The 26,175-nt window shown below is 57.9% G+C and carries 21 protein-coding genes; 10 read left to right on the top strand and 11 right to left on the bottom strand.

The features are described from left to right. Positions 1 to 52 precede the first annotated feature (52 nt). Genes I3V23_00950 through I3V23_00940 form a run of 3 tightly spaced genes read right to left on the bottom strand, consistent with a single transcriptional unit; the run spans position 53 to position 8,388 of the window. A complete protein-coding gene (locus I3V23_00950; protein QPI85617.1) occupies positions 53 to 7,933 on the bottom strand; it encodes a Hint domain-containing protein in 7,881 nt (2,626 codons plus the stop codon). Between the two features lie 4 nt (positions 7,934 to 7,937). Next, complete coding sequence (locus tag I3V23_00945; protein ID QPI85616.1) at positions 7,938 to 8,129, bottom strand: hypothetical protein; 192 nt, start codon at positions 8,127 to 8,129, stop codon at positions 7,938 to 7,940. Between the two features lies 1 nt (position 8,130). Beyond that, complete coding sequence (locus tag I3V23_00940) at positions 8,131 to 8,388, bottom strand: hypothetical protein (GenBank protein ID QPI85615.1); 258 nt, start codon at positions 8,386 to 8,388, stop codon at positions 8,131 to 8,133. A 273-nt stretch (positions 8,389 to 8,661) separates the two neighbouring features. Between I3V23_00940 and I3V23_00935 the strand changes: the two genes are divergently transcribed. After that, positions 8,662 to 9,546, top strand: coding sequence for a LytTR family transcriptional regulator (locus I3V23_00935; protein ID QPI85614.1), 885 nt, complete (start codon positions 8,662 to 8,664; stop codon positions 9,544 to 9,546). On the opposite strand, the gene I3V23_00930 is transcribed toward I3V23_00935, so the two are convergent. Then, a complete protein-coding gene (locus tag I3V23_00930) occupies positions 9,543 to 9,719 on the bottom strand; it encodes a hypothetical protein (GenBank protein QPI85613.1) in 177 nt (58 codons plus the stop codon). The genes I3V23_00935 and I3V23_00930 overlap by 4 nt on opposite strands. Positions 9,720 to 10,038: 319 nt before the next feature. Between I3V23_00930 and I3V23_00925 the strand changes: the two genes are divergently transcribed. Next, complete coding sequence (locus I3V23_00925) at positions 10,039 to 10,377, top strand: TfoX/Sxy family protein (GenBank protein ID QPI85612.1); 339 nt, start codon at positions 10,039 to 10,041, stop codon at positions 10,375 to 10,377. Positions 10,378 to 10,432: 55 nt separating this feature from the next. Here I3V23_00925 and ndk read toward each other — a convergent pair whose 3' ends face one another. Continuing rightward, positions 10,433 to 10,855, bottom strand: coding sequence for a nucleoside-diphosphate kinase (ndk, locus tag I3V23_00920; protein QPI85611.1), 423 nt, complete (start codon positions 10,853 to 10,855; stop codon positions 10,433 to 10,435). 103 nt (positions 10,856 to 10,958) lie between these two features. On the opposite strand from ndk, the gene I3V23_00915 reads away from it, so the two are divergent. Genes I3V23_00915 through I3V23_00905 form a run of 3 tightly spaced genes read left to right on the top strand, consistent with a single transcriptional unit; the run spans position 10,959 to position 14,080 of the window. Beyond that, complete coding sequence (locus I3V23_00915; protein ID QPI86617.1) at positions 10,959 to 12,809, top strand: ABC-F family ATP-binding cassette domain-containing protein; 1,851 nt, start codon at positions 10,959 to 10,961, stop codon at positions 12,807 to 12,809. Positions 12,810 to 12,863: 54 nt separating this feature from the next. After that, entirely contained in the window at positions 12,864 to 13,481 is a 618-nt protein-coding gene (locus tag I3V23_00910) for a MarC family protein (protein ID QPI85610.1), read from the top strand. 8 nt (positions 13,482 to 13,489) lie between these two features. Further along, a complete protein-coding gene (locus I3V23_00905) occupies positions 13,490 to 14,080 on the top strand; it encodes a TIGR02281 family clan AA aspartic protease (protein QPI85609.1) in 591 nt (196 codons plus the stop codon). A gap of 39 nt (positions 14,081 to 14,119) precedes the next feature. On the opposite strand, the gene I3V23_00900 is transcribed toward I3V23_00905, so the two are convergent. The 3 genes from I3V23_00900 to I3V23_00890 form a co-directional block, all read right to left on the bottom strand. Next, the gene (locus tag I3V23_00900) at positions 14,120 to 15,607 is read right to left on the bottom strand and encodes a globin-coupled sensor protein (protein QPI85608.1); all 1,488 of its coding nucleotides are present in this window, start codon (positions 15,605 to 15,607) and stop codon (positions 14,120 to 14,122) included. Between the two features lie 117 nt (positions 15,608 to 15,724). Continuing rightward, on the bottom strand, positions 15,725 to 16,207 hold the full coding sequence (locus I3V23_00895) for a DNA polymerase III subunit chi (protein QPI85607.1): 483 nt from the start codon (positions 16,205 to 16,207) through the stop codon (positions 15,725 to 15,727). Then, positions 16,207 to 17,676, bottom strand: coding sequence for a leucyl aminopeptidase (locus I3V23_00890; protein QPI85606.1), 1,470 nt, complete (start codon positions 17,674 to 17,676; stop codon positions 16,207 to 16,209). The genes I3V23_00895 and I3V23_00890 overlap by 1 nt, the downstream gene beginning before the upstream one ends. A 211-nt stretch (positions 17,677 to 17,887) precedes the next feature. Here I3V23_00890 and lptF point away from each other — a divergent pair, with 211 nt between their 5' ends. The 5 genes from lptF (at position 17,888) to rsmA (ending at position 23,365) form a co-directional block, all read left to right on the top strand. After that, on the top strand, positions 17,888 to 19,051 hold the full coding sequence (gene lptF / locus I3V23_00885) for an LPS export ABC transporter permease LptF (GenBank protein QPI85605.1): 1,164 nt from the start codon (positions 17,888 to 17,890) through the stop codon (positions 19,049 to 19,051). Next, positions 19,048 to 20,142, top strand: a complete 1,095-nt coding sequence (lptG, locus tag I3V23_00880; protein QPI85604.1) for an LPS export ABC transporter permease LptG — start codon at positions 19,048 to 19,050, stop codon at positions 20,140 to 20,142. Before lptF ends, lptG begins: the two co-directional genes overlap by 4 nt. A gap of 139 nt (positions 20,143 to 20,281) precedes the next feature. Next, the gene (locus I3V23_00875) at positions 20,282 to 21,541 is read left to right on the top strand and encodes a peptidylprolyl isomerase (protein QPI85603.1); all 1,260 of its coding nucleotides are present in this window, start codon (positions 20,282 to 20,284) and stop codon (positions 21,539 to 21,541) included. 4 nt (positions 21,542 to 21,545) lie between these two features. Further along, the gene (pdxA, locus tag I3V23_00870) at positions 21,546 to 22,532 is read left to right on the top strand and encodes a 4-hydroxythreonine-4-phosphate dehydrogenase PdxA (protein ID QPI85602.1); all 987 of its coding nucleotides are present in this window, start codon (positions 21,546 to 21,548) and stop codon (positions 22,530 to 22,532) included. Continuing rightward, entirely contained in the window at positions 22,529 to 23,365 is an 837-nt protein-coding gene (rsmA, locus tag I3V23_00865) for a 16S rRNA (adenine(1518)-N(6)/adenine(1519)-N(6))-dimethyltransferase RsmA (GenBank protein QPI85601.1), read from the top strand. The genes pdxA and rsmA overlap by 4 nt, the downstream gene beginning before the upstream one ends. 65 nt (positions 23,366 to 23,430) lie before the next feature. Here rsmA and I3V23_00860 read toward each other — a convergent pair whose 3' ends face one another. From I3V23_00860 to prfA, 3 genes are all read right to left on the bottom strand, one after another. Further along, entirely contained in the window at positions 23,431 to 23,991 is a 561-nt protein-coding gene (locus I3V23_00860; GenBank protein ID QPI85600.1) for a DUF4167 domain-containing protein, read from the bottom strand. Between the two features lie 238 nt (positions 23,992 to 24,229). Further along, complete coding sequence (gene prmC / locus I3V23_00855; protein QPI86616.1) at positions 24,230 to 25,042, bottom strand: peptide chain release factor N(5)-glutamine methyltransferase; 813 nt, start codon at positions 25,040 to 25,042, stop codon at positions 24,230 to 24,232. 35 nt (positions 25,043 to 25,077) lie between these two features. Then, positions 25,078 to 26,133, bottom strand: coding sequence for a peptide chain release factor 1 (gene prfA, locus I3V23_00850; protein QPI85599.1), 1,056 nt, complete (start codon positions 26,131 to 26,133; stop codon positions 25,078 to 25,080). Positions 26,134 to 26,175: the final 42 nt, after the last annotated feature.

Genomic DNA, 26,175 nt, shown 5'->3' with positions numbered 1-26,175 from the left:
ATTTAAATTGGCAGACCCGTTGCAGCGCGGCGTTCTAAAGGCGTGGCCTAGTTTATGCGCGCATGACCAATTCTTTTTGATTGCGGATGTGGCGTTCGACCAAGCGTCGGCCGGCTGCGCCGCGTGGCACGGGGCGCACGGGGGCTTTGTGCTCTGCGGGGCAGTCTTCGATATGACGCAAATCGGGGAAGAGGGTGAACAGCTCGTCCCGTGCCTCTGCGGGGATGGCTTTGACCGCCTCGGGGCCTGTAAAGAGCGACTCGGTCAGCAGCCCGTTTGATGCGACCAATTCGTGGTTGTCGAACATGAAATGCCGATATTCGATGCCTGCCTCGGGGCGAATTTGATCAATGCCCGCATGGGCGGTCAAATGCTTGGCGGCCAATAAAACTTCGTCACAGTCAAACATCCGTTGCGCCACGCGCGAGCGCAGCAAAACGCGATGCTGGGGTGAGACCATCAAATCGCGTGTCGGCAAACCCTGCCCCATCGCGCCTGCCTTGATGCGAATGGGCCACAGATTGGGATGCTGCAGCGCCACCTTTTGCGGGATGCGGCGCTGTGCAATCCACCGCAGAGGTTGATAGCCATGATCCTGCGTCCAAACCTTGGTGCCGATGGTCAAATCCTGCACCGCGCGCGGGCCATCTTGGGTATCAATCAGGGTATCGGGACAAAAGCAGATGATGCGCTCAATCTCGGAGAACGTGACGGTCACGCTTTGGCCAAAGGAATTGAGATAGGTCAGCGTGCCGCTTTGACTGGCGGGATCGCTGAAGGTGATGTTCACATCGGCGGGGTTCAGCCCCGACAGATCGAGAATATCGCCCAAGCCGATCTCGCCGCCTTCGCCGCCTGTGATGGTTAAGCTGTCCGTGCCAGAGAGAGCGGCATCAATAAAGAAGCGATCATCGCCATCGCCGCCAAAAGCCGCATCGCCAGCCCCAACATTCAACAGGTCATTGCCTGCGCCCGCAATCAGGGTGTCATTGCCCGCGCCGCCCGTGATCGTGTCATTGCCCGCGCCTGTTTCGACATGGATGGCGGCCGTTGCCGCACTTCCATCAATCGTGTCGTCCAGATCTGTGGTGATGACCTTTTCAATCTCGGAAAAGAAGATGTCTGGCGTGCCATCGACATCAATCCCGTTGACGGTGCCTGTTTCGGCGGTGCTGCCGAAAATCACCTCAACAGGATCAAGGCTGAGCGAGAGGTCAAGCACATCGCCACTGCCGCCATTGGTGGGGTCGCTGAGGTCTTCGCCCGCTTCCCCCCCCGTGAGGGTAACCGCAACATCGCCGCCCAAATCAATGACATCAAGGTGAAAGATATCATCGCCCGCGCCGCCAAAAGCCTGATCTAACCCACCGACAAAGACCAGATCATCGCCCGCGCCACCCTCAAGCGTATCTGCGCCAAGGCCACCTGCCAATTGATCGGCATCGTCACCGCCTTGCAGACTGTCATTGCCTGCACCGCCCTCTAGCGTGTCGCGGCCTGCGTCACCGGCCAAAACGTCATTACCTGTGCCACCAAAGACTGTGTCATTGCCGCCGCCTGCAATGACGATGTCATTGCCATCCCCCGCGGTCACCCGATCTGAACCACCGCCTGTGGTGATCACATCATCGCCTGCGCGGGTGTCGATTGTAATCCCCCCTGTCGCAACCGCGCCGTCAATCGTATCAGCGAAATCGGTGGCGAAGATATTTTCAATATCACTAAAGCCGATATCGGCCAGGGTGTCGGCATCAAGCCCATCAACGTTGCCGTTTTCTGGGTTGCTTTGCAGCGTGATGCGCACAGCATTTGGGGCAAGCGACAGATCAAGGATATCGCCCGCGCCGCCATTGGTCGTATCCGTCAGATCTTCGCCAAGCGAGCTGCCCGAAACCGTCAGAGACACATCGCCCGTAAGATCGGTAATATCCAAGAAAAAGCGGTCATCGCCCGCATCGCCAAGGGCAACATCCTGACCACCGACCCCGATGGCATCATCGCCTGCTCCGCCAGAAAGCGTATCGGCCCCTAAACCGCCAATCAGCGTGTCAGACCCGTCTCCCCCGAAAAGCGTGTCATTGCCATCGCCGCCTGAGAGACTGTCATCGCCCGCGCCGCCGTCAATGACATCATCGCCTGTGCCACCATCAACGGTGTCGTTACCGCCACCCGCGCTGACCGTGTCATTGCCACCATTGGCCAAGATGCTATCTGCGTCTTCGGTGATCACATCCCCATCCGCATCTGCATAGCCAACAGGCATAGCCTCGCCCGTGTCCAGACCATCAATCGTGCCATTGGCATCGGTGAGGATTGTCTCGATCTCTGAATAAGAGATCGTGACGGGATCGCCTGCTGCATTGGTATAGGTCACGGTGCCAGACTCGGCCCCGGGTGCATCGGGGGTGATCGTCACAGCGCCAAGGCCGCGCAGATCAAGCACATCGCCTGACCCGCCATTTGTCGGATCGCTCAGATCCTCGGCCCCCTCGCCGCCCACAATCAGGATCGGCCCTGTGCCAGGCAGGCTTGGGTCGATGCGGAAAATGTCATCGCCATCACCGCCCTGCGCCAGATCGCCCGCGCCAAGGAGCAACAGATCATCCCCCGCGCCGCCGATCAGCGCGTCATCCCCTGCGCCACCCACAAGCGTGTCAGACCCTTCACCCCCAGCAAGCACGTCATTGCCAAGACCGCCCGCAAGGCTGTCATTGCCTAGACCGCCATCAAGCGTGTCATCCCCCGCGCCGCCGTCAAGCACATCATTGCCTGCGCCGCCATCAACACTGTCATTGCCGCCCCCCGCAGCAACCACATCATTGCCAACGCCCGCCGCAACCGTGTCATTGCCTGCGCCGCCTGTGACACTGTCATCCCCCGTGCCCGCATCAATGTTCAGTGGCCCTGTCGCGGCACCCCCGTCCAGCGTGTCATTGCCATCTGTGGTCACAACCTTCTCAATCTCAGAGAAGGTGATATCCACACCCGCATCAACATCGATGCCATTCACCGTGCCAGAGTCAGGGTTCGTCCCGAAGGTCACAGAGACAGGCTCCAAGCTGTTCGAGAGATCCAGCGTGTCGCCCAAAACCTCGCCCGTCTCGCCGCCCGTCACCGTGGCTGCGACATCGCCAGCAAGGTCAATCACGTCCAGCGCAAAGACATCATCCCCATCGCCGCCAAGCGCCTGGTCCAGACCGCCAACCTCAAGACGGTCATTGCCCAAACCGCCCTCAAGCGTATCCGCGCCCACACCACCGCCAAGAACGTCATTGCCAAGACCACCCACAAGGCTGTCATTACCTAGACCGCCGCCAAGCGTGTCATTTCCATCGCCGCCCGAGAGACTGTCATCCCCCGCGCCGCCATCAATCACATCATTGCCTGTGCCGCCATCAACGGTGTCGTTACCGCCACCCGCACTGACCGTGTCATCACCGCCATTGGCCAAAATGCTATCTGCGCCTTCGGTGATCACATCCCCATCCGCATCCGCATAGCCAACAGGCATAGCCTCGCCCGTGTTCAGACCATCAATCGTGCCATTGGCCTCGACCACATCAGTGACATTGACGTTCAACGTGACATCCTGCTGGCCGCCATTGCCATCAGCAACGCGGATCGTCACCTGATAGATATCATCCCCACTGGCACTGTTTTGCCCCTCGAAATCGGGGGCGCTTGTGAAACTCAGCACGCCTGTCGTAGGGTCAATCGCAAATCGTGCCTGATCTTCACCGCCAACAATCGAATAGGTCAGCGCATCGCCATCGGGATCGAACGCATCAGCATCAACCACAAAACTCGTGTTCTCAGGGATACTGATTGTCTGGTTATTCGCTACATTGGTGAACAAAGGCGCTTGGTTCGTGGGCACAAAGGGTGAGCCCAAAATGGTTTCGATATTGGTGAAGGTCAGCACCTGCCCCGTGGGCGTGCCTGAACCATCGAGATATTCAACCGTGCCATTGGTGCCATTGCCATCGGTGTCAGGCACTTGGTTGATGATGCGCCAATTGCCTGCGTTGCGCAGATCAAGAACGTCAGCATCCAAACCGCCCGAACCACCATCGGCGGTCATATTCGCCGCCGTCAGGCCATTGGCATCGGGCTGAAGACGATCCACGATAATGGTATCGGCATCATCGCCGCCCAAGACGCTATCGCCTGCACCCACTGTCAACGTGTCATTGCCGAAATCGCCCGACAAGGTGTCATTGCCTGCGCCGCCCGTCAGCGTGTCATTGCCAAATCCACCCAGCCCTCCGATGAAGTCATCGCCCTGACCGCCGAGCAAGGTATCTTCGCCGAAATTACCAAGCAGCGTGTCATTGCCGTCATTGCCGATCAAACGGTCATTGCCATCGCCACCTGTCAGCTGATCATCGCCAATCCCGCCATCGACCGTGTCATTGCCTACGCCCGCATTGACCGTGTCATTGCCCGCGCCCGCATCGATCAGATCATTGAGCCCATCGGTGCCATCAATCTGGTCACCTTGCGCATCGACAAAGGTCACAGGCATGTTGTCATTGCCCGCGGTGCCGTTCACCGTGCCGTCAGGGCCTGGCCCCTCGGGCACATCGGTGACGTTGACGTTCAGCGTAACGTCCTGCGCCCCGCCGCGCCCATCTGCAACGCGGATTGTGACCTGATACACATCATCGCCGCTGACGCTGTTCTGACCCTCGAAATCGGGGGCGCTTGTGAAACTTAGCGCGCCTGTCGTGGGATCAATCGCAAACCGTGCTTGATCTTCACCTCCGACAATCGAATAGGTCAGCGCATCGCCATCAGGGTCTGTGGCATCAGCATCAACCACAAAACTCGTGTTCTCAGGGATGCTGATCGTCTGGTTATTCGAAACATTGGTGAAGGTTGGCGCTTGGTTCGGCGCCGTAAAGGGCGAGCCCAAAATGGTTTCAATGTTGGTGAAATTCAGAACCTGACCCGTGGGATTGCCCGCCCCGTCCAGATATTCGACCGTGCCATTGGTGCCATTGCCATCTGAATCTGGCACTTGGTTGATGATGCGCCAATTGCCTGCGTTGCGCAGATCAAGAACGTCAGCATCCAAACCACCCGCGCCACCATCGGCGGTCATATTCGCCGCCGTCAGGCCATTCGCATCCAGCTGCGTGCGATCCACGACAAAGGTATCGGCATCATCCTGACCAAAGATGGAATCCCCCGCCCCAACGGTCAGCGTGTCATTGCCCGCGCCGCCTTCGATGCGGTCATTGCCCGCACCGCCATCGGCGGAATCGTTGCCACCGCTTTCGAGGCCGATGAAATCATTGCCATCGCCGCCAAAGACAGTGTCATTGCCCGTGCTGTCAAAGACAACATCATTGCCCGCGCCGCCGAAGATCAGGTTGCTGCCATTATCAGCCCCAAAACCAGGCGCGTCATCGATGACGTCATTGCCGTCACCGCCAAAGACCGTGTCATTGCCCGCGCCATATTGGATCGTATCATCACCCGCGCCCGCCTCGATGCGGTCGTTCAGGCCGTCAGCGCCGTCAATCTGATCGCCCTGCGCATCGGTAAAGCCGATGGGCATGAAATCATTGCCCGCCGTGCCGTTCACCGTGCCATCAGGTGTCACCTCATTCACATCGGTGACATTGACGTTAAGGGACAGATCCTGTTGTCCCCCGCGCCCATCCATGACGCGGATGGTCACTTGGTAAATGTCATCGCCGCTGGCACTGTTTTGGCCTTCGAAATCAGGGGGCGAGATAAAGCTCAGCACGCCCGTATTGGCATCAATGATAAAGCGTGTTTGGTCTTCGCCGCCCACGATCATATAGGTCAGGGCATCGCCATCGGGATCGGTGGCATCGGCATCCACGACAAAACTCGTGTTTTCGGCCACATTGATGGTCTGGCCATTGACCAAATTGGTGAAAACAGGCGCGGCATTGGTGCCGAACTCGGTCCCGAGGATGTTCTCGATCTCGAAGAACTGGATGTTTTGGCCCGTGTCGTTGCCGAACTCGTCCAAAAGGTTGATGACCCCGTTAAACCCTGGTTGACCATTGCCGTTCGTGGTCAGCTGGCTGATCCGCCAATTCCCTGCGTTGCGCAGATCCAGCGTGTCGAAATCGTTGCCCGTTTCGCCACCAACGACAAGCATCCCGCCAGTTGTGCCGCCAAAGCTGTCCAACTGCGCGCGGTCGATGATGAATGTATCAGCACCGTCACCGCCATAGGCGGCGTCTTCGGCACCCACGACCAAGGTGTCATCGCCGAACCCGCCGTCCAGCACCTCGTACGGGGCCTCGAGCGGGGAGGGCCTGTCCCCGCCGGTGTTGTCGCCACCATCAATGAAATCGTTGCCCGCACCGCCATTGATGCTGTCAAGGCCGCCACCGCCAAAGATCGTGTCGTTCACACCATCCGTGCCGTCGATCTGGTCCCCTTGGGCATCGACGAAGCCGGGGTTCATGATATCCCGCGCGGCGGTGCCATCCACGACACCATCGCCCGTGGGGGATGGTGGCGGGGGCGTCGTGCCCGAGAACGGCGTGCCGAGGAAGTTCTCGATCTCGAAGAACTGGATGTTCTGGCCCGTGTCGTTGCCATTTTCATCCAATAGGTCGATGACCCCGTTGAAGCCAGGCTGCCCGTTGCCGTTCGTGGTCAGCTGGCTGAACCGCCAGTTGCCCGCGTTGCGCAGATCCAGCGTGTCGAAATCGTCGCCCGTTTCACCACCGACAACGAAGATGCCGCCCAATGGGCCGCCATAACTGGCAAGCTGCGTGCGGTCGACGATGAACATATCCATGCCGGAACCGCCAAAGCCCGAGTCCTCGGGCCCGACGACGATGGTGTCGTTTCCGTCACCGCCAATAAGCACCTCGTAGGCTGCCTCCACCGGCGATGGCCTGTCCGCACCGGTGTTGTCACCGCCATCGATGAAGTCATCGCCAGCACCGCCATCGATGCTATCGAGACCAGCGCCGCCGAAAATGCGGTCATCCAGACCATCGGCGCCATCAATCACATCGCCCTGCGCGTCAACATATCCTGGTGTCATGATATCGCGGGCGGATGTGCCATTGACCGTGCCATCCCCTAACACGGGGCCTTCAGCAACATCCAGAACATTGACCAATAGGGACAAATCCTGCGACCCGCCCTGACCATCGGATACGCGAATGGTGACATCGTAAATGTCGTCATTCCCAACGGCGCTGTTCTGCCCCTCAAAATCCGGGGGCGTGACGAAGCGCAAAACGCCTGTGGCGGGGTCGATTGTAAAACGCGCGGCATCCGCACCGCCCGAAATCGAATAGGTCAGGACATCGCCATTCACATCAGTGGCATTTGCATCAACGACAAAACTCGTGTTTTCGGTGATGTTGATGACCTGTCCGTTGACCAAATTGGTAAAGGCAGGCGGCGTATTGCCCGAAGGCGGCGGTGGCGGCGGGGCGGATGCGACAGATGTCCCTTCGACAGATTGGTAGAACCAAATCTCGTCATGCACTGTGCTGAGGACATTGACGACCCTAATAGAGGTGATCTCACCCAGATTGGAAATCGAGCCATCGCCCTGCCAATCGGCCACGAACAAATCGCCATTGGTCATCTGCGCAAAGGAAGCGCGGGTCAAAACGGTTGAGCCATCCGCGAGCGTCACTTCGACATCGACCGCGCCAACGTTAGCGTCCAAGCGCTCGGTGACTGTGCCCGAGCCTGTATCATAGGTCACAGTTTGCTGTGGTCTTGCGCCAAAACCCGTGGCAGGCCCCTCAATCGACAATTGCCCTGTGCCAAGATCGGTCGCGTCCAATGTGGTGATCTGCAACGGCGCGAAAACCTGACCCGTCAGGAGCTGCTGGTTTTCAGCGTTAATGTTGCCTGCGCCCTCAATCGGATCGAGATCCTGGAACTTGCCAACATAGATGAAGTTAAGGAGAGCCATAATTTTATTCCTCGGACGCGCGATTTGGGCGGATGGTGCATGGCGTTACGCCTGCGATGATGCCTGCGGCGCAACCCGCATGAATGACGGACGGCGATATGGCCCCCAAGGTCCGCATTGCGGCCCCGCACCGCGCCGCCTGCCAATCAAGGCGCAGATGCGCGTTCAAATCATCCGTCTTAAGGGCCATCATCATCTCACCAGTTCCCAACTCGAATTACAGATACAACGGGCTGTGCGGCCCGCACGGGCCCCGCGGGACTGGTGGACTTGCGCGCAAGACCAGCCAACGGGGCATGCTTTGTTGCCAAGGCGTATCCAACCAATGGGGCATCAATAAGGGCGTCCTGCCCTACGCCCGCCACAATGACGGGCAATTTACGGCGCGATCTGTTGCGGCACATGTCCCCAGCCGCATCGCAAAGCGCAAAAAACCGCGCAAACACCTTGTCCATCACAGCACCTTCGCAGCCATTTGGACATGTGCCAGCACGGCATATGCCCAAATAGTTAACCCCCGCTTGCAGGATACGGGTTTCGCCAGAACGGGTGCATCGGTTTCAGAAGGCATCTGCCTTAGTTTTGCCCAAATTGTCGTGAATGGTCGAAAATGACCGTCAAAATGACCGTTCATGACGTGAGCACACTCAAGGTCAATTTAATAAATAATTTATATACGAATATAATTACTAAATTTTCGGGAAACTGTTTCCAAACCAGGGATCAAGATGCGCGAAATATCCGAATCGATTTCTTTAGATAGGTTGCTGCACTCGGACGAGACATCCCGCGTCCTTGATCAGGCTCAAAATGCCCGCAGGCCTGCCCAATTTCGGCTCATTACAGGCGCGATTATCAGCACAACCCCCGCCGCGCTGTTGCGCTACTTGCAACAACCAAAGGTGATCGCCTGCTACGTGATCCTTGCAACCCTGTTCCATCTTGGGCCACAGGGAGATGGGCAAACCCTGTTTTTGGGGGGCATGGCGGCGATCCTTTACTTTCCCGCACTCTGCGCGATCTGCTTTGGCTTGGCCCGCATTGCCCCTGCACGCCCCGTGCCGCTGACCCTGATTATTGCGACATCACTGGGGATCGGCGCGGCGCTTGGGGCGCTGATCATGCCAACTGACAGCCCCCTTTGGTGGCAGATTTCCGTGGCGATGGTCTGCGGGGTTCTTGGGGAATACATAATGATCTGGGCCACACTGCCTGCCTTGGATGAGCCACCTCAGCAGCAGAGCAAAGTTCTAACCGCCCCGCAGACCACGGGCCCCTCCCAAACCGCCGAACTCGACATCCAAATCGGCGCGATCACCCTTGCGGCGCAGCACCTGCTGATGATTGGGGCCGAGGAACATTATGTGCGGATTGTAACGGAAACAGACACGTTTCTGACGCGGCATAAATTCACCGAGGCTGTGATCACGCTTGCCCCATTGCAGGGAATGCAAGTGCATCGGTCATTTTGGATCGCAGATCACGCAGTGCGCGGCATGACCCGCGCAGAAAATGGTTTGATTGTGCTGAATTTGGTAAACGGGCAAGACATTCCTGTATCGCGGCGCCGCACCCGAGAGGTCAAACGGCGCTTCGCACATCTGCTGCGTTAGCGGGCGGCAACGACTGACAACATCGATTGCGCGGAATACCCAACACCGCGCGGATCACCATGGCCGACATCCGCCACCGCCAATTGGCTTGGGATCGCCGCAATCGCAACCAAAATGACCAATAAACGAAACCGTTTCTTTGGTTTTGTTGTCGTTTTAAAATCCAACCCCATCTTATTCCCCTCTTGATGCCACCAAATCTGTTTGCCCAATCCTTTTCGATCTGGCAGGCACCATCGTAATTGGTCGTTTTCCCCACAGAGTTGCCCCCCAAGGGTTTTGACGTTTGACCTACCCCTAGGCCAAAATCGCACCCCGCATAGCAGCAACAGCGCGAATCGCATACAAGAATCATATTAAATTTTCATGTCATTTTGCAAAAATGGAACTTTTCGCGCCAAAATCGGCGGATATTCGCGCGTTTCGCCATGTTTCGTGGCACGAAATGAATAATATAGGCCACGTCATATGGCCGCCCCCGAGGATATCAAGATGCCAAAATCCGATCCCGATGATCTGCAATCCTTGCGCAATATTGGCCCTGCCATGGCACAAAGCCTGCGTAAGGCTGGGATCAAAACCGCCTCAGATTTGCGCGAACTGGGGGCAGATCAGGCCTATATCGCGCTGTTACGCTCAGGGGTATCACCCCATTTTATCATGTATTACGTTCTGCATATGGCACTTCAAGGTCGCGCTTGGAACGATTGCAAAGGGGCTGAAAAAGTCCAATTGCGCGCAAGTTTTGATCAGATTTGCAATGACCACTACGATCCAGACCGCAGCGAATTTGAACGCCAAATGGATATTCTCGGCTTACGCGCAAAATAAAAGCCGCACAGCCGATTGGCTATGCGGCCCTCATTCAAGGACTATGGTGATCGGCTTAGCCGACCAATTCTAGGCCTGCAAAGAAATAGGCAATCTCTTCCGCAGCAGTTTCAGGGGCATCTGACCCGTGAACGGAGTTTTCGCCCTTAGACAGCGCGAAATCTTTGCGGATTGTGCCCTCTGCCGCTTCGGCAGGATCAGTGGCGCCCATGACTTCGCGATATTTCGCAATCGCGTTTTCGCCTTCCAGAACCTGCACAACAACAGGCTCAGACGCCATGAATTCGCACAGCTCGCCGTAGAAAGGGCGCTCTTTATGCACGGCATAGAACACGCCTGCCTGCGCGGGGGTCAGGTGAATGCGCTTTTGCGCGATGATGCGCAGGCCCGCTGCTTCGATCTTTGCGTTGATTGCACCCGTCAAGTTGCGCTTGGTTGCATCGGGTTTAATGATGGAAAATGTGCGTTGCACGGCCATTGGTCTCTCCATGGGAAGGTGAATTTGGCGCGGCCATAACATGAGGGATCAGAATAGGGAAGCCGCGATTGACAGCACGCGCCAAGCCGTGCATGAGCCGCGCATGTTGCGCATATCTGATCTCTCTTTTTCTATGGCGGGTCGTCCCCTGTTTGATGGGGCCAGCGCGACCATCCCCACGGGGCATAAGGTGGGCATTGTCGGGCGCAATGGCGCGGGCAAGACCACGCTGTTTCGTCTGATCAAGGGGGAATTATCGCTTGATGGGGGGGGGATTGAGATCCCCGCGCGCGCGCGCATCGGCGGCGTCAGCCAAGAAGTGCCTGGCAGCGCGGTGTCGCTGCTCGACACTGTCTTGGCCGCCGATACAGAGCGCGCCGCCCTCATGGCCGAGGCGGAAACCGCAACGGGCGAACGCATGGCCGAGGTGCAAACACGGCTTGCCGATATTGATGCTTGGTCGGCCGAGGCGCGCGCCGCTACGATCCTGCGGGGTTTGGGCTTTACAGATGCGGAAACCGCCCGCCCCTGTTCCGATTTTTCGGGCGGGTGGCGGATGCGCGTGGCCTTGGCCGCCGTTCTTTTCTCGCAACCTGATTTCCTGCTCTTGGACGAACCCACCAACTATCTCGACCTTGAGGGGGCGCTCTGGCTTGAGGCTTATCTGGCCAAATATCCGCACACTGTCCTTGTCATCAGCCATGATCGCGGACTGCTCAATCGCGCGGTGGGGCATATCTTGCATTTAAGTGATCAAAAATTGACCCTTTATGCGGGCGGCTATGATGATTTCATCAAAACCCGCACGGCGCAGCGGGCGCTGCAATCGGCAGAAGCCAAAAAACAAGAGGCGCGGCGCGCGCATTTGCAAAGTTTCGTGGATCGCTTCCGCGCCAAAGCCTCGAAAGCAAAGCAGGCACAGGCACGGCTTAAGATGCTGGAACGGATGGAACCCATCCGCGCCCCCGAAGACGCGGCGCGCACTGTCTTCACCTTCCCCGAACCCGAGACGCTCTCGCCGCCTATTTTGCGGCTGGACGGGGCAAGTGTTGGCTATGAGGGGCGTGCGGTGCTGTCAAAGCTGGATTTGCGCATTGACCAAGATGACCGCATCGCTCTGCTTGGGCGCAACGGCGAGGGCAAATCGACCCTGTCCAAATTGATTGCAGGCAAATTGGCGGCAATGGCAGGCAGTGTCACCGCCTCCTCCAAGTTGCGGGTCGGGTATTTCGCGCAGCATCAGGTTGACGAATTGCATTTGGACGAAACCCCGCTTGACCACCTGCGCCGCGCGCGCCCCGAGGAGGCGCCAACACGCCACCGCGCACGACTTGCGGGGTTTGGTCTGGCGGCGGCGCAGGCCGAAACCAAAGTTGGCCAATTATCGGGCGGGCAAAAGGCGCGCTTATCCTTGTTGCTCGCGACTTTGGACGCGCCGCATATGCTCATCTTGGACGAGCCGACCAACCATCTGGATATCGAAAGTCGCGAGGCCTTGGTCGAGGCACTTTCGGCCTATTCGGGGGCGGTGATCTTGGTCAGCCATGATATGCACCTTTTGGGGCTAGTGGCCGATCGGTTGTGGCTGGTCGCAAATGGGCGGGTTGCCCCCTATGAGGGCGATTTGGACAGTTATCGCGCCACCCTCTTGGGGGCGCGGCCAGACAAACCCAGCAAAGACAAGCCCGCACCAACTGCGCCCCGCCCAAGCCATGACGAGATCAAAGAGATACGCGCCGAATTGCGCCGTGCCGAAGCGCGGGTCGAAAAGATTATGGAGATGCATGAGAAACTTTCGGTGAAACTGGCTGATCCTGCGCTCTATGAGGCTGCCAAAGCATCTGAATTGGCGCAATGGCAGGCGAAGTTCACTGAAGTCGAAGAAGGATTAGCGCGCGCCGAGGCGCTTTGGGTCGCAGCACAGGCGCGGCTTGACGCGGCGTTGCAAGAATAGCCCCCTCCCCCGATTTCATTTGACCTTTGCCCCCTCAAAGGTCAGGGATAGGGCATGGAATTCGCAACCCTCATCCCCGTTTTTGTGGCGCTTTTTGTCATTATTGATCCCATCGGTTTGGCGCCGCTCTTTGTCGCGCTGACCCGCGGCATGGGCATGGCCGAAAGGCGGAAGATTGCGCTGCGGGCGACCCTGATCGCCTTTGTCCTGTTAACGCTATTTGGCGTGGCGGGTGAGGCCGTTTTGAACTTCCTTGGTATTTCCATGCCAGCCTTTCGCATCGCGGGCGGGATTTTATTGTTTTTGACCGCGCTTGATATGCTGTTTGAGCGGCGCAGCGCCCGCCGACAGGGACAGGCGGATCAACCCCATAAGGACGACCCAAGCGTCTTTCCACTCGCCACCCCCCTGATCGCAGGCCCTGGTGCCTTGGCGACCATGATCCTTTTGACGGGCCAGATGGACGGCGACATCACATGGGTTTTGGCGGTGCATGGCGTGATGGCGGCGGTTTTGATCTGTGTCTTTTCGCTGTTTTTGCTCTCCACCCCGTTAGAGCGCGCCTTGGGGCCGACGGGGATCAACGTGGTCACACGATTGTTGGGCATGCTTTTGGCCGCGCTTTCCGTGCAATTCGTGATTGATGGGATGCGCGATTTACAGGTGTTATGAGGGGCAAGATGGGGGCTTTTGATCTGCAAGATATCCCGCAGCTTTTCTACCTTGGCGCTATTTTTGTCGCGGTTCTGGGCTATGCGATTGCAGCACATCGGCGGAATTTGGGCCGACTTCTGCGCCATAGCGCGCTGTGGTTCTTTATTATCATTGGGACAGTCGCAGGCATTGGCCTTTGGAATGATTTTCGCAGTGCGTCCAGCGGCTTGGCGCAAATGCGCGACACTGGCAGGGATATCATTTTGTCCCGCGCGATGGATGGGCATTATTATCTGACCTTGCAGGTCAATGATGTGCCCGTGCTGTTCATGATTGATACGGGCGCAAGCCAAATTGTGTTATCACGCCAAGATGCGACACGCGCAGGCTTCAATCTTGAAGGCATCGTTTTCTCAGGGCGCGCCAATACGGCCAACGGGCGCATTTCCACCGCGCCTGTGCGCATAGCGCGGCTTGGCCTGGGCACAACCACTGCGCAAAACATCGCTGCCGTCATCAATGGCGGCGAGATGGATCACAGCCTACTTGGGATGGAATTTTTAAACGGCTTTCGCAGGATCGTGATTGAAAACGGCGAAATGATTTTGGAACGCTAACGCGCGGGCCAATCCGCTCACCCCGCGCGCTTTCATCCTTTATGCCGCAATCCCACGGGCCGAAGGGCCACGCCCTGTCCCCGTTGAGGCGGATGAATTGGGTTCGATTTGCAAACTGCCCAAAAGACGCTGAACATCTTTGGCTTGCAGGCTAAGCTTATGAAGCGCGTCATTGGTCTGCTCCACCATTTGCGCGTTCTTCTGTGTAATCTCGTCCATTTGACCAACCGAGAGGTTGACCTCGCCCAAACCTTGGGACTGTTCTTGCGCCGCCGATGCAATTTCGCCCGCCAAAACCGATACCCTTTCGAAACTGACCACGATCCCTTCTAGGGTGCTGCCTGCCTCATCCATCAGACCGACACCTGAGGAGACATGCGCGGCGCTTTCACTGATCAATTGATCAATCTCACGCGCCGCTTGGCTGGATTTGGCGGCCAAGGCGCGCACCTCTTGGGCCACCACCGCAAAACCGCGCCCTGCATCCCCCGCGCGGGCCGCCTCGACCCCAGCGTTCAGAGCCAAAAGATTGGTTTGGAAGGAAATATCATTAATCACACCAGTGATCTGGGAAATGCGATCCGAAGATTGCTTGATCATTTCCATCGCCTTTGCGGCATCGGACACAACCCCTGCCCCGCGGGTCACCTCTTGGCGGGCTTCGCGCGCAACATCGGCTGCGGCGCGGGTGTTTTGGGCCGAGCCTTGGACGGAGACAGTCAACTCCTCCATCGCGGCTGCGGTCTGCTCCAGCGAGGCCGCCTGCGAGGCGGTGCGCCCCGACAAATCCTGTGCGGCGCGGGTCACGGATTCGGTTTCATACATCAACTTTTCCATTGAGGCCCCGATGTCGCGCACAATCGCAGCCAAACGGGCGACAGTTGCGTTGAAATCCCTCCGCATCGGGTCATAGCGTCTTGGAAAATCGCTATAATCTGGGTCAGGGATCACATGACCCAGATTTCCTTCGGCCAAGGCGCCAACTGCGACCTCCATATGATCAAAAAGGCGCTGCTGTTCGTCACGCCATATGCCAATGGTCACCTCCACCACGCATTGCATATCAAAGGCAAAGGCGCGACTGAGAACCGATAACATCGGCCCCAAGCGGTCATCCGCTTCGCGCACCCCCCGAAACCGTTTTGGCGGCACTTGCGCCTTGCGCGTCAGCGCCTCAAGCAACCGTCCTGTTGCCTTGGAATAGGCGGAAACATAGGCAAAAAGGGGCAGATCAATCTTGGCATGGATCGCCCCCACGCGCTGCACCGAGGCGAAATAATCCGCATCAAAACGCCCAGAAAACAGATTGATCCAATGCGCCTTTTGCTCCATGCGCGCATGATCAACCGAAGCCTCTGTTTTGAAATATTTGGCCAAATCGGCATCGTTCAAGGCATGGGCGTAGAATTCCGAGAGAACGGCATCAATCTCGGGCACAATAAGCGTGCCCACATTGGCCAATAGGTTTAGGTCGTCCCCGACCAAATTGAATTCGGGCAGATGTTGATCAAATTCATAGGCAACCATGGGCCAGACCCTCTCCTCAACGACTGATGGGCGCGCAATCATGGCCCAAGGTGACGAGGGTTGTAGAGGATGGAATCCTAATAATTCGTCAAAGCAATTTGGTTTTTCATCGAAACATCAATCTTTTGTCGAAGGTTGTGGATGTTCGCGTTCCATTTTCCACGCGCCTGAGGCCTGCGACCAATATTGAAGACGCAGGCCCGCCTCGGCAAAACTGCGCCAATGGGTGCGCGCATGGGTGACGGATGCCTCATCTCGGCCGTCAAAAACCAAAACAGCGCGGGTCAGGCCTGCGCAATCCTCAGGTGTGATCGTGGCCCCGCCAATCGCCACCAGATAATCGGGGCGATTGGCGCGCAGATCGCCTGTGCCAATGAGAATGGGTTGAAGTTCGGCATCCGCCCCGCCCTCGACCCCGTGGGGCAGAAAACGCTCGGGCGGATGCGCGGCCCATAAAAGGTCATCCATCCGCGCCACGCTTTGCGCATCGGGCGCGCGCAAGGCCACGCGCCACCCTTGCGCCAAAGCGCGCTCAATCAGCATGGGCAAAACTTGCTCAAGCCGCGAGCGGGTCAGATGGTAGAACCACAGTTCGGACATCAGCCTTCGTCAAACATATCTTGGATCAACCGATCCAGTGCCAAAACGCCCCAACCTGTTGCCCCTGCGGGGGCGTATTTGCTGTCCTTTGCAATCGAAGCAACACCCGCAATATCAAGGTGGATCCAAGGCATGTCTTTCTTGACAAAACGCTGCAGGAATTTGGCCGCTGTGATCGAGCCCGCAGGCCGCCCGCCTGAGTTTTTAATATCGGCTATGCGGCTTTTGATCAGGTCATCATAGCTGTCATCCAATGGCATCGGCCATGCGCCTTCATCTTCGGCTTTCGCGGCCTTTAGGAAGGCTGCGCAAAGCGCATCATCATTTGCAAAAACGCCTGCATTGTCATGGCCCAGACCAATGATAATTGCGCCTGTCAGCGTGGCCAAATTTATCATCGCGCGTGGGGCAAAGCGTTCTTGCGCATACCACAGCACATCCGCCAGAACGAGGCGCCCTTCGGCATCGGTATTGATGACCTCGATTGTGTCCCCTTTCATTGAGACCACAACATCGCCAGGACGCTGCGCGCGACCATCGGGCATGTTTTCAACCAAGCCAACCAGACCAACCACGTTGGCGCGCGCCTTGCGTAAGGCAAGGCCTTTCATCACCCCTGCAACAACACCTGCGCCGCCCATATCCATGGTCATATCTTCCATGCCTGCGGCGGGTTTTAGGCTGATGCCGCCTGTGTCAAACACAACCCCCTTGCCCACGAGAGCAAAGGGCTGCGCATCACCTGCGCCCATCCATTCCATCACCACAACCTTGGACGGGCTTTCCGAGCCTTGCCCAACCCCCAAAAGGGCGCGCATTCCCAATTTTTCGAGCGCGGGTTCATCAAGAACCTCGACCTTGACGCCAAGCGCGGCCAAATCGCTGAGCTGTTCGGCAAAACTGGTGGTCGTCAGAACATTGGCTGGGGCGTTGACCAGATCACGGGTGAAAAACACCCCTTCCGCCACCGCCAAAAGCGGCGCGGCCTTTGCGGCAATCTCATTAGGTTTGCTGCAATAGAGCGTGACGCTGCCATAGCTTTCGGGGGCTTTGGATTTGTGATCGCCAAATTCATAGCCCCGCAAGACCACCCCAAGCGCCAAATCCGCGCTGCGTGCGAAATTGCCCGCACAGATATGCAACTCTGATTTGCCCGCCGCGACCCGCAATTTAGCGCCCGCGCGGCGTGCCGCTTGTGCGGTGACGCGGCGCTCTGTTTTGAGGAGCAACACGGCCTCTGCCGCCATGCCCGCAGGATAGGCCAAGACCATGACATCGCCCGCGTTTAATCCCTCCCATGCAGGGCTGCCAAGGGCCCGATCCACCGCGCCTTTGCTCAGGCGGTTCAACCGCCGCCCCGCTGCATCCAAACCACCCTCTGGCGTGGCCAAACAGGCAATCTTTCCCGAAAGCCCCTTAAGCGCATCAAGATCAATTTCGCAAAACTGTGTCGCGGATGGACGGGTCATGAAGATCCTCACATTGGTTGAAAGCGTCATTTCACGGCAACACTAGGGCGCAAACTGCGGCTTGACCAGATGGGCGATTGCACGAACCCGTGCCCTTCGCGCGGAAGCCTTGCATTAAGCCCCAAAAACCCCCAAAACCAAAAGACCTTGTGGGCAATCAGGCCCGCTTGCACCCCAAAGATATGGGGCCAAATTTACAAAGGCTGCCAATTTGACACGATATGATCGTTATATCTTGCTCATGTGCCTCAGTTTCTTTGGCTTCTTCGCGCTTGTTTTGGTGTCCGTTTATTGGATCAACCAAGGGGTTGATTTGTTCGATCAATTGATCTCGGACGGCCAAACCATTTTGGCCTTCCTCGAACTGACCACATTGGCGCTGCCGCCGATTATCATGATGGTGCTGCCGGTGGCGGGGTTTGTGGCGACCCTTTATGTGTTCAACCGCCTGATCACCGATAGTGAATTGGTGATTTTGCAGACCGCCGGCATCTCGCCGCTGCGCCTGTTACGGCCCGTTTTCTATTTCGGGGCGATTATGGCGTTTTTGGTTGCGGGCCTTAGCAATGGTTTGGCCCCGCAGGCCGAAGCACAATTTCGCGAAAGATCAAACATCTTGGGCAATGATCTGGTCGCGCAGTTGCTGCGCGCGGGCGTGTTCCAATCCCCGATCTCGGGCATCACGATTTACATCAGCGATATTTCACCCGAAGGTGAGTTGCAGGGTCTGTTCATTCATGACCGCCGCAGCGAGACCCGCGAAGTGACCTATCGCGCGGATCGCGGGTATCTTTTGCGCGATGCGGAAAACGCGCGGATGATCTTGGTATCAGGGCGCAGTATCACCTTGGATCGGGTCACAAACCGCCTGAGCAATCTCAGCTTTGAGCGATTGAACTATGATATCACACAGGCACAAAGCCCGACTGCATCAGGCAGTGACGAAGAGGGCGAAGTTCTGCCCGAGAACGAGCGCGCGATGTCCACGCCTGCGCTGATTGCGGCGGATCAAGATCTTGCCAACCGCGCGGGCATTCCCCTAGATCGTATCAAATGGGAACTGCATTATCGTTTCGCGCAGGCGATGTTCGCGTTTTTTGTGCCTTTGATTGCGGCCAGTTGCCTGATGCTGCGCAATTTTTCGCGGCTTGGGTTATGGGCGCAGATCATGCTGGCCGTAGGGTTGGTGATCCCGTTGCAGATGAGCAAGAACCTTTTGAGCGCTCAGGTGACCAACGCGCCGCATTTGGCACCATTGGCCTATGTGCAGCCACTGCTCTGCGCCGTGGTGTTCGGGGCGGTGCTGTTGGCGGTATATAAAACCGCACATTGGCGCCCGATGCGGCAGCCTGATCTGGTTGAGGGCGGCGCATGATCCTGCAACTTTACCTCGCGCAGCGCTATTTCAAAAACTTCCTCACCGTGTTGGCGATCTTTGCGGTGATCCACATGGTCGTGGATTTGACCGAACAGATGCGAAAAATCGCGCTCAACGGCGGGGATTTGGGCGATGCGCTCACGCTTGCGCTGCTCAATATGCCGTCAGCGCTTTATTCCCTCTTTCCACTGGTTGTCATGCTGGCGACCTTGGTCTTTTTCTTGTCACTGGCACGCAGTTCGGAATTGGTGGTGGTGCGGGCATCGGGGCGCTCGGCTTTGCGGGCCACGATGGCCCCAATTGGCGTGGCCGCCCTCATCGGGATCATCGGTCTTTTGGTGATCAACCCAATCGTGGCCGACACACAGATCGCGCATGAGCGTAAGTTGGCACAGGTGCGTGGCGCACAGGAACGCACCTTGGCCATCACGCAAGAAGGGCTTTGGCTGCGCCAAGGCACGCGCGATCAGCAAACCGTCATCAACGCGCTGCGCGCCAATAGCGATGGCACGCAGTTATTTGACGTCACCTTCTATAATTTCGATACATTTGGCCGAATTGAACAGCGCATTGACGCCGATGAAGCGCGCCTTGGACTGCAATCATGGGATCTTACCCGCGCCAAGATCTGGGACTTAACCCAAACCAACCCCGAGGCCAGTGCAGAAAGTTTTGAAAGCTATGCCGTTCCTTCAACGCTGACGCGGGAACAAATTCTCGATTCCTTTGGGGATCCGAGCAATATCTCGATCTACGCCCTTCCCGATTTCATTACGCAGTTGCAGGATGCGGGATTTGCGGGCCTGTCGCATCGGGTCTGGTTCCAGATGCAGTTGGCAAACCCCTTGATGCTGATGAGCATGGTCTTGATCGGTGCAAGCCTTACGATGCGTCACACCCGTTTTGGCCGCACGGGGCCTTTAGTGCTCGCCGCGATTTTGTTGGGCTTTGGCCTCTATTTTCTGCGCAGCTTTGCCCAAGTTTTGGGTGAGAATGGTCAGCTTTCCGCCTTTATCGTTGCATGGACACCGCCCCTTGCGGGGTCGCTTTTGGCGCTTGGGGTGATTTTGCATATGGAAGATGGCTAAGACAGTGATGGATCGGCCCAAGACATGAGGGGGGCATGAATTTCCCCTCGCTTCGCTTGCTCGCCTCTTGTAGGCTTGGCACAAATATCAACGGGCGCTCTGACGCCGCCCCTCGCAAGAGTGACCGAAGAAGGACAAGATGAGTTCACATCACGTATCTTCCCCAATCTTGGGTAAATTCTTGGGCGCGCGCGCCGCGCGCAACCTGTGTTTTGGTGTGATCATGGGATGCGCCTTGGCGCTTACCCCTGCACAAATGCGCGCGCAATCGCTCGATTTCACGCCTGTGATTGCGGTTAATGATACCGTGATCACGCAATATGAGGTGGATCAACGCGCCACATTTTTGGGCATCTTGAATGCACCAGGTGACCTACAGGCCCGCGCGCGCGAGGTTTTGGTGGAGGAACGCCTGCAAATGGCCGCTGCCCAAGCAGCGGGGATCACAATCACCCAAGACCAGTTGATGATCGGAATTGACGAATTTGCCGCCCGCGCGAATTTGGACGGCCAAGGGTTGATTGATGCGCTTGAGAACGAGGGGGTCACCTATGAGACCCTGCGCGATTTTATCAATGCAGGCCTTTTGTGGCGCGAGATATTGCGCAGTCGGTTTGGGGCACGCGCCCAAGTCTCTGAGGCCGAGATTGACCGCGCACTTGCGCTCGGCTCCAGCGGGGGCGGGGCGCAAATTCGTTTGGCGGAATTGATCCTGCCGATTGAAGGCAACGATATTGACACGCTGCGCGCGGAATTGCTGGCGATTGCCGAAGATGTGGATGGAAATCTGACGGCTTTTGCCGATGCCGCCCGCGCCCGTTCAGCCGCCCCCACCGCGGTGGATGGTGGTGCGTTGGATTGGCGTCCCCTGTCATCTCTGCCCCAAGGCCTGAGTGCCATGTTGATCACCTTGGATGTTGGTGACGTCACCGAACCCGTCCCTTTGGGGCCTGGGATTGGGATTTTTCAAATGCTGGGCTTTGAAGAGGCGGGATATCAATTCCCAACGCCGAGCAGTTATGATTACGCGACCATTCTGCTTTCAGGGCCAGATGCCGCCGCGCGCGCCGCTGAGATCGCCGCGCAAAATGACCGCTGCGATGATCTTTACGGCACTCTAGAAGGTCAGTTTGAACGGATCAGCGCCCCGCGCGCCGAAGTGCCCGCAGATATTGCGGCAGAGCTTGCTAAGCTTGACCCGAATGAAAGCTCGACCGCCCTGCGCCGCAACAATGGCGCCGACCTTCTGATGGTTTGGCTTTGCAATCGCACAGTCGAGCTTGAAGATGGCGCGCGTGAGGAAATTCGCCAAGCCTTGTTCTCGCAGCGCCTTGAGACTTATGCCTCTGGCTATCTTGAGGAATTGCGCGCGGACGCCATCATCCGTGATTTGGACTGATCCCATGGGTGCGGGCACGACCGGCCCCATTGCGCTCAGCAGTGGGGAGCCTGCGGGGATTGGCCCCGAGATTGCCGCGAAAGCGTGGCATGAATTGCGGGGCGCGGTTCCTTTTTTTGTCATTGGGGATGCGGATCATTTCAACGGGCATGGCGCACCTATTGTCAAAATATCCCAGGCAAGTGCCGCCTTTGCGGCCTTTGGCGATGGGTTGCCAGTTCTGCATCGCGACTTTGGCCCCGCCCGTGTGGCAGGCCACCCCCAAGCCGCCCATGCGCAAGGGGTTATTGACGCAATCGCGGAGGCGGTAGAGCTTGCCCAATCGGGTGCGGCGCGCGCAATTTGCACCCTGCCCATCCATAAACACGCCCTGCAACAAGGCGCGGGTTTTGCCTATCCAGGCCATACCGAATATCTCGCGGCCTTGGCGGGCGGGGTGAAGGTGGTGATGATGTTGGCCTGCGCAGAATTACGCGTTGTGCCTGCCACCATCCACATCCCCCTCAGCGCGGTTCCTGCGGCCTATACCCCCGATCTATTGCGCGATGTGATCCGCGTGACCTCGGACGCAATGCAGCGTGATTTCGGTCTGCAGTCCCCACGTTTTGCCGTGGCGGGCCTGAACCCCCATGCGGGCGAAAATGGCGCCATGGGGCGCGAGGAAATCGCATGGATGATCCCCTGTCTGGAGGGGCTGCGCGGCGAAGGTTATCAGATCGCGGGGCCGCTCTCCGCAGATACGATGTTCCACCCTGCGGCGCGCGCGCGGTATGATGTGGCCATCTGCGCCTATCATGATCAGGCGCTGATCCCGATCAAGACGCTTGATTTCTCAGGCGGGGTGAATGTGACGCTTGGCCTGCCCTTTATCCGCACCTCGCCCGATCATGGCACGGCCTTTGACATCGCGGGCACGGGCCGCGCAGATGCCACAAGCTTGGTCGCCGCGTTGCGCATGGCGGATCAAATGGCACAGGTGCGCGCGGCATGATTGATACCCTCCCCCCCCTGCGCGAGGTGATCGCAACCCATGATCTGCGCGCCAAGAAATCCTTGGGGCAGAATTTCCTGCTTGATCTGAATCTGACCGCAAAAATCGCCCGCATTGCAGGGGATTTAAGCGAATGTGATGTTCTGGAAATCGGCCCTGGCCCTGGTGGTTTGACCCGTGGCCTTTTGGCCGAAGGGGCGCGGCGCGTTGTGGCGATTGAAAAAGACGCGCGTTGCCTTCCTGCGTTGGCAGAAATCGCCGCCGCCTATCCCGACCGCCTGAGCGTTCTCAATGAGGATGCTTTGGCCGTGGATTGGGCGGCGCATCTGAAACCGCCGATCCGTATCATCGCCAATCTGCCCTATAATGTGGGCACCGAATTGCTCATCCGTTGGCTGATCCCGCCTGTTTGGCCGCCACAATGGTCAAGCCTGACCTTGATGTTCCAACGCGAAGTGGCCGAACGTATTGTGGCACGCGAGGGCAGCAAGGCCTATGGCCGCTTGGCCGTCTTGGCGCAATGGCGCTGTGAGGCGCGGATTGCGCTGAACCTGCCGCCCGAGGCCTTCACCCCACCCCCAAAGGTCAGCTCTGCGGTGGTGCATTTAACAGCACTTGAGGCACCGAAATTTCCCGCCGATCAAAAGGTGCTGGAGCGCGTGGTTGCTAAAGCCTTTAATCAACGCCGCAAAATGCTGCGCGCCGCGCTGAAGGGGCTTTGCCCTGATATTGAGGATCGCATCTTGGCCGCAGGGCTGCGCCCGACTGACCGCGCAGAAACAGTCAGCCTTGAGGGGTTTTGCGCCCTCGCCCGCGCTGTCGCAGCCGATTAAGGCAAGAAAAACCCCCGCGCCAAGGATGGCACGGGGGCAATGTCATGCGACAAGGTCAGGCGCGATTATTCGCCTTGCGCCTCGCTTGGGGCTGCAACCATTGGGGCGGCATCGCTGCCCGCCTCGTCAGATTTGCGCGGGCGGCGGGGGCCACGCGGCGCGCGTTTCGCGCGAGGTTTGCTTTCGGGCGTGTCGACCAAGGTGCTGGCCTCTTCCCCATCGCCATCGGCGGCAATCGCCAAACCATCCGTCTCACTGGGCACGACCTCTTGGCCTGCATCCTGCGAAGTCTCGGCCTCGTCCTCGTTCGAATACCCACGGCGATCATGGCCATTCTGGCCGCCATTATTGCTTTGCTGCTCTTCGCGGCGCGCGTCCATCTCGCGCTGCGCCTCGCTTAGGAGGCGGGAATAGTGCTCGGAGTGCTGCAAGAAATTCTCAGCGGCCACGCGGTCATTGCTCAACTGCGCATCACGGGCCAATTGCTGATATTTGTCGATGATCTGCTGCGGTGTGCCGCGCACCTTGCCCTCTGGGCCAGAGCTGTCAAACACCCGATTGATGATATTGCCAACAGAGCGGTTGCGATTGCCCTTTGACCGCGAGCGGTTCTTTGATGATCTCATTGTTCTTATATAGTCCAGTGTTGAAGCCATCCACGGCAGGGTGTCAGGCGGCCTAGTGCCAAGTCCGTGCCAATATCCACGATCAGCCTGTGCAATCTGTGCCTTTGTCCAGAATATCGTGGCTGTTATTTCGGGGGAATGTCTTAATAATTCCTCTCCCGTGACCTCCGCTTGCCATGGCTGAGGGGCGCTTACAAGCGGAAAGTTGCAAAAACGGTGAAATTATCAGCTTTTTCGCCTAGGAACGCATCGCTTGCGCCACCACAACACGCGGCTTGCCTGCCAAGTCATGGATGACGCGCACAGACCGAAACCCTGCTTGAGCAAAGATTTGCGGCACCGTTTCGCCTTGATCATAGCCGATTTCGACCATGACCGCCCCATCGCGCGCAAGATAGGCGCCTGCCTCCGCCGCGATCACGCGATATGCGCTCAGCCCATCATGACCATCGGTCAGCGCCGCAGCGCGCTCATGCAAGCGCAGCTCTTCGGGTAGACATGCATAAGTTGCCTGATCAATATAGGGCGGATTGGATAGGATCAGATCAAATATCGCGGGCTCTGGCAGCGCCGCGAACCATGGGCCTGTGAAAAACTGCAACCGCCCCGCCACGCCATGGGTCTTTGCATTTTGTCGCGCGCGGGCCAATGCGCCCTCGTCCAAATCGGTTGCAACCCCTTGCGCCTCTGGCCGCGCGGCAAGCAGGCTGATTGCAATCACCCCTGTGCCTGTGCCCAGATCAAGCAAGCGCGTAAAGCCATGCGCGAGTGCAGCCTCTACCAAGGTTTCCGTGTCAGGCCGCGGGGCCAAATCCCCTGCCCCAACCACGAAATCCAATCCCATGAATGCAGATTTCCCGATGATATGGGCCACAGATTGTCCAGCAAGGCGGGCCTCCACCACTGCCTCAAAATCAGTGATGTGATTTTGGGCGGCCAGATCATTGAGACAGGCTGACAACCCCGCCGCTGACAGGCCTGCGGCATGCGCCAATAAAAGGCGTGCATCGCGCTCAGCCTCATCTCGGGGCAAGCGCAAAGACAAACGCACGCGCGCGGCGGCGTAAAGATCCCGATAGCGCGCGCTCACCCGTCCATCTCAGCCAATAGGGCGGCTTGATCATGGGCGGTCAGCGCGTCAATGATCTCGTCCAAATCACCCGACAAGACCTGATCCAACTTATACAAGGTCAGATTGATCCGATGATCTGTCATGCGCCCTTGGGGGAAATTATAGGTGCGGATACGCTCGGAACGATCGCCCGTTCCCACCTGACTTTTGCGCGAAGCGGCGCGGGCATCATCGGCCTTTTGCCGTTCCAGATCATAAAGCCGCGCGCGCAAGACCTGCATTGCAATCTCGCGGTTGCGGTGTTGTGACTTCTCCGATGAGGTGACGATGATCCCCGTGGGCAAATGGGTGATGCGCACGGCGCTGTCGGTGGTGTTCACATGCTGACCACCCGCGCCTGAGGCGCGCATTGTATCAATACGGATATCGGTTGCGGGGATATCGATATCAACATCTTCGGCCTCGGGCAGAACAGCCACAGTCGCGGCGGATGTATGGATACGCCCGCCTGATTCCGTTTCTGGCACCCGCTGCACGCGATGAACGCCAGACTCGTATTTCATTCGTGCAAAAACACCCTCGCCCACGATCCGTGCGGTCACTTCACGCACACCGCCAAGCTCGGAGAGCTGCTGCTCGATCAATTCAAATTGCCACCCCCGCACTTCGGCGTAGCGTTGATACATCCGCAGCAAATCACCCGCAAAAAGGGCCGCCTCATCGCCGCCCGTTCCTGGACGAATTTCAAGAATGGCAGGGCGGGCATCGGCCGCATCTTTGGGCAAAAGCGCAATGCGCAAGGCATATTCAACCTCAGGCAGCGCGATTTTCAGCCGTGCCAATTCTTCTTCAGCCAAGGCGCGCATCTCAGGATCGGCCAACATCGCCTCGGCCCCCTGAAGGTCAGATTTGATCTGCTGATATTCGTCAATCTGCGTGACCACAGGTTTCAGCTGCGCATATTCGCGACTGATTGCGGCAATCGCATCAGCGGCGGGGCCTGCGTTTAATTGCGCCTCGAGATACTCGAAGCGCTCGACAATTTGGCGAAGGGGTTCTGCTGGCAACATAGGCAGGGTTTGGCGAAGCGGCGCGGGCGCGTCAAGCCTGAT

This window comes from Rhodobacterales bacterium HKCCA1288 (assembly GCA_015693905.1).
In the GTDB taxonomy this organism is placed as follows: Bacteria; Pseudomonadota; Alphaproteobacteria; order Rhodobacterales; family Rhodobacteraceae; genus M30B80.
This window is presented reverse-complemented; position numbering and strand designations above follow the sequence as displayed.

What these genes read in the sequence shown, in the direction of transcription:
- I3V23_00910 (QPI85610.1), top strand. Translation starts at nt 12,864, where the DNA reads ATGGAATTCGCAACCCTCATCCCCGTTTTTGTGGCGCTTTTTGTCATT.
- I3V23_00945 (QPI85616.1), bottom strand. Translation starts at nt 8,129, where the DNA reads ATGATGATGGCCCTTAAGACGGATGATTTGAACGCGCATCTGCGCCTT.
- I3V23_00915 (QPI86617.1), top strand. Translation starts at nt 10,959, where the DNA reads ATGTTGCGCATATCTGATCTCTCTTTTTCTATGGCGGGTCGTCCCCTG.
- I3V23_00860 (QPI85600.1), bottom strand. Translation starts at nt 23,991, where the DNA reads ATGAGATCATCAAAGAACCGCTCGCGGTCAAAGGGCAATCGCAACCGC.
- I3V23_00940 (QPI85615.1), bottom strand. Translation starts at nt 8,388, where the DNA reads ATGGACAAGGTGTTTGCGCGGTTTTTTGCGCTTTGCGATGCGGCTGGG.
- ndk (QPI85611.1), bottom strand. Translation starts at nt 10,855, where the DNA reads ATGGCCGTGCAACGCACATTTTCCATCATTAAACCCGATGCAACCAAG.
- pdxA (QPI85602.1), top strand. Translation starts at nt 21,546, where the DNA reads ATGGGTGCGGGCACGACCGGCCCCATTGCGCTCAGCAGTGGGGAGCCT.
- prfA (QPI85599.1), bottom strand. Translation starts at nt 26,133, where the DNA reads ATGTTGCCAGCAGAACCCCTTCGCCAAATTGTCGAGCGCTTCGAGTAT.
- rsmA (QPI85601.1), top strand. Translation starts at nt 22,529, where the DNA reads ATGATTGATACCCTCCCCCCCCTGCGCGAGGTGATCGCAACCCATGAT.
- I3V23_00950 (QPI85617.1), bottom strand. Translation starts at nt 7,933, where the DNA reads ATGGCTCTCCTTAACTTCATCTATGTTGGCAAGTTCCAGGATCTCGAT.
- I3V23_00895 (QPI85607.1), bottom strand. Translation starts at nt 16,207, where the DNA reads ATGTCCGAACTGTGGTTCTACCATCTGACCCGCTCGCGGCTTGAGCAA.
- I3V23_00875 (QPI85603.1), top strand. Translation starts at nt 20,282, where the DNA reads ATGAGTTCACATCACGTATCTTCCCCAATCTTGGGTAAATTCTTGGGC.
- I3V23_00925 (QPI85612.1), top strand. Translation starts at nt 10,039, where the DNA reads ATGCCAAAATCCGATCCCGATGATCTGCAATCCTTGCGCAATATTGGC.
- I3V23_00905 (QPI85609.1), top strand. Translation starts at nt 13,490, where the DNA reads ATGGGGGCTTTTGATCTGCAAGATATCCCGCAGCTTTTCTACCTTGGC.
- I3V23_00930 (QPI85613.1), bottom strand. Translation starts at nt 9,719, where the DNA reads ATGGGGTTGGATTTTAAAACGACAACAAAACCAAAGAAACGGTTTCGT.
- I3V23_00935 (QPI85614.1), top strand. Translation starts at nt 8,662, where the DNA reads ATGCGCGAAATATCCGAATCGATTTCTTTAGATAGGTTGCTGCACTCG.
- I3V23_00890 (QPI85606.1), bottom strand. Translation starts at nt 17,676, where the DNA reads ATGACCCGTCCATCCGCGACACAGTTTTGCGAAATTGATCTTGATGCG.
- lptG (QPI85604.1), top strand. Translation starts at nt 19,048, where the DNA reads ATGATCCTGCAACTTTACCTCGCGCAGCGCTATTTCAAAAACTTCCTC.
- I3V23_00900 (QPI85608.1), bottom strand. Translation starts at nt 15,607, where the DNA reads ATGGTTGCCTATGAATTTGATCAACATCTGCCCGAATTCAATTTGGTC.